At 59.3% G+C, this 3,134-nt stretch carries 3 protein-coding genes and 1 pseudogene; 3 read left to right on the top strand and 1 reads right to left on the bottom strand.

Features of this window, described 5'->3' with window-relative positions:
• The 3 genes and pseudogenes from I5W_RS08380 to I5W_RS08370 form a co-directional block, all read left to right on the top strand.
• Positions 1 to 486 (top strand): annotated as a pseudogene (locus I5W_RS08380) (hypothetical protein); the annotation flags it as partial.
• Positions 487 to 599: 113 nt separating this feature from the next.
• Positions 600 to 1,694: an aspartate/glutamate racemase family protein gene (locus tag I5W_RS08375; protein WP_237741954.1), complete on the top strand. Its 1,095-nt coding sequence runs from the start codon at positions 600 to 602 to the stop codon at positions 1,692 to 1,694.
• Positions 1,695 to 1,725: 31 nt separating this feature from the next.
• Positions 1,726 to 2,220 (top strand): CesT family type III secretion system chaperone, encoded by a 495-nt coding sequence (locus I5W_RS08370; RefSeq protein ID WP_017453484.1) that lies wholly within the window; start codon positions 1,726 to 1,728, stop codon positions 2,218 to 2,220.
• A gap of 91 nt (positions 2,221 to 2,311) precedes the next feature.
• On the opposite strand, the gene I5W_RS08365 is transcribed toward I5W_RS08370, so the two are convergent.
• The coding region (locus tag I5W_RS08365; protein WP_044528880.1) for a CapA family protein at positions 2,312 to 3,134 on the bottom strand (823 nt) is incomplete at its 5' end.

Here is a 3,134-nt window from a genome sequence, read left to right as displayed (position 1 = left end):
GAACCCGGACTGATCCGCCAGGAAATCAAGGAGTCCTACGAATCCGTCAAGGGCACCTACGGCGACCGTGGCGGTTTCCCGTACACCATCTCCGAGTACCTGACCGCTGATCGCGTCTCCAAGGAGGATTCGCCGCTGAAGTCGATGAAGTACGAATTCCGTGTGGCCGTGTATTCGGATTACTCGGACAAGGAAAAGGGTCCGCAGCTCAAGGCAGTGCCGGCAATCATCAAGATCGATGGTGGCTCCAAGCTGCGAGAGGGTGAAAGCGGCGACTTCTCCAAGAGCTTCGCCAGCGTTTCGGCCCAGGTCCTGGCCACCGGCCTGCCCGCTTCGGAATTCATGAAGCCGCTATGCAGCGAAGCCACTCTGGATCTGGTCGGCGTGAGCAAGGAAGAGATGACCGACCTGTGCAAGTGGTCCACTCGCCTGGTAGCGCACATCCTGAACAATGTAGACCAGAGCGACACCATCCTGGACAAGTGATCCAAGAGGAGCCAGGCAGCGCAATCCTGTGCGGCCGACCGATGCCAAGCGCGCACCGGGACGCCGCACGTGGGTTGTGCCCTCTCCCATCCATTCGACTTATAGGTAATAACATGGCTGCCATTTCCCATCACTCGCCAGGCGATACCAGCCTGGCGAGCTCCTCTGCACAATCTCCGGTACAGGAGCGCACTCCCAGTTTGCAAGCCCGCGTGGTTCCATGGGGCCCTGCGCTGCAACTGAGCAACGACGACATCTATCCCATTCTTGAAAAGACCTGGGAGAAAAACCTCGACCTGGGCAGTACTTTCAGGGAAGGTTCGTCGCCCAAGCGCCTGCGCACGGAAGATATCGACACGGCCCAGGTGCCGCTGCCACCCTGTGTGAACTTCGTCCCGGTCGGCGTGGTCGGCGGCATGGGCCCGGAAGCGACGCTGGACCTCACCCAGAAACTGTTCAAGACAGCCAAGGAAGTGGGTGACCCCAAGTCCGACCAGGACCATATGCAGGTCATCACGATGAATATCCCCAATCTGATCAAGGACCGCACCGCCTATCTCAACAGCTTCACGGGCGACCGCAGCAATCCTGACGAATGGCGTGCCCATCTGCTCAAGAACGATCCCAACAACCCGTACCACGGCTCGCTTGCCGTGGCCCAGGCGTGCGTGGCAGCTGGTGCACATTTCCTGATCTTTCCTTGCAACACCTTCCACGCCTACCACGGTGTGTTGTCTGAAAAACTGAAGGTACCGCTGCTGCACATCGCCGAAGCAACCATGTGGGCGCTCAGAAAGCACAATCTCGATCCCGACAAGTCGGTCGGTCTGCTGGCCACCAGCGGCACCATCGATAGCAAGCTCTACCAGACCACCGCGACCCGGATGGAACAGTATGGCTGCCCCCGGATCAAGTGGGCACTGCCCTCACCGACTTCACAGAAGGAACACGTGATGGCGGGCATCTATGAGGGTGTCAAGTTCGGCGACATGGAAAAGGGAACGGAACTACTGGACCAGGCGGTTCAGGAACTGACCAAGGATCATGCACTCTCGGCGGTGGTGGAAGGATGTACCGAAATCCCCCTGGCACTGAAGGACAAGGATTACGGCGATATCAAACTGATTGACCCGACCCAGTCGCTGGCCGAGATGGCCGTCGAATTTTCCCGCAACCTGGCCCGACTGGAAACCAAGTTCGCACGCTAGGCCAGGATATTGAACAGCAACGAGGTCATTCATGTCCCAACAGCACTATGAACAGCTGATCCACCAGCTCTGCAATCTGTGCCAGATCAAAGGGGCACAAGGCATCCTGGAAGGTGGGCCGGTGGCGGTCAACGATGTGGTGTTCTCGCTGGCGCACCACGAGCAGCTTAGTCCTGACACGCTGCTGGTCTATTGCGACTTCGGCGCCGTGGAAGTCGGACGTGAAGCGCAGGCCTATCGCGCACTCCTGGAAACCAATCTGCTGATGTATGCCGGTAACGGCCCCATGTACACACTCTCGCCGGCGACCGGCCGCATCGTGTTTGCCAACCGCTACCGGCTCAGCGGCATGGATGCCGTCACGCTGCGTTCGATCCTGGCGCATCTGGCCGCCAAGGCCATGGACTGGCGCAAGGATCAGTTCCTCGATCCCCCGCCGGCCAAGCGCCACCATGGCCATGCCAGCAAGATACCGCTGCTGTGGAGTAAACCGGACCGTGCAGCGGGTGATGACACCAAGCATTGAGAGAGTGCGCGCCGTTCAAACGTCGATGGCGCGCCTCCATTGACCATGCTGCCTGCCTTGTTGGCAGGCAGCATTTTTTCTGGTGCCTGGTTCAGGCCAGGCTGATGATCCCCAGTTCACCCGCGATCTCGATCTGGGTGCCATAGGCGGCAGAGAGCCGTTGCAGACGTTGCAGAATGCGCTGGGCATCCTGGCCATGGGCGATGCGTGGAATGCCGCGATCGGCATCGCGCTCACCCGCCCAGTGCATTTCGATGGGATGCAGCATGATCTGCTGCAGTCGGCCACGGCTGTCATAGCGATTGACGGCCACTACGCTCTCATACCACACCTGTTCCTTGAATACACCATGCACGCGCCGATGTTCCATGAACTCGGCCTCGGTCATGGACATCGGTTCGACCTTGTCCTTCTCGTGTTCATCCCGAGTGATAGGCTGCTGCTGGTTCTCCATGAAGAAGAAATTGCCCAGCGAGTAGTAGATCGGCTTGCCCTGGTAGATCTCGATGCCGCGCAATTGATGCGGACCATGGCCGATAAAGGCGTCAGCGCCATTATCGATGGCCTGGCGCGCGAACTGCGGCATGAAATCTGGCGGGGTTTCGCAGAAATTTCCGGGTTCATGCGTATGCATGGAAGCGATGGCGAAATCGGCGCTCTGCTTACCCTGGCGCAGGTGATGGATGATTTCCTTGCGGTCACGCTCATCCATGGTGAAGGTGAAATCAACGCCCTCGCCGACCTCTTCGCTGGCGCGGTACTTGACGTCGAACAAGGTCACCGTGCCATTGCGCCCATCCGCAGCAAGGATGGACTTGCGCATCATGCCCTTGGGCAGCGCATCGCGAATGGCAGCCAGCATCGCCAATCGCTGCGGCGAAACGAGGACATGACGCGTGGTGCGCAGGCATGAG

This window comes from Herbaspirillum sp. B65, assembly GCF_000333555.1.
GTDB classification, from domain to species: domain Bacteria; phylum Pseudomonadota; class Gammaproteobacteria; order Burkholderiales; family Burkholderiaceae_D; genus Herbaspirillum; species Herbaspirillum rubrisubalbicans.
Note: the sequence above shows the minus strand (reverse complement) of the source record. Positions and strands in the feature narration are given on the sequence as shown.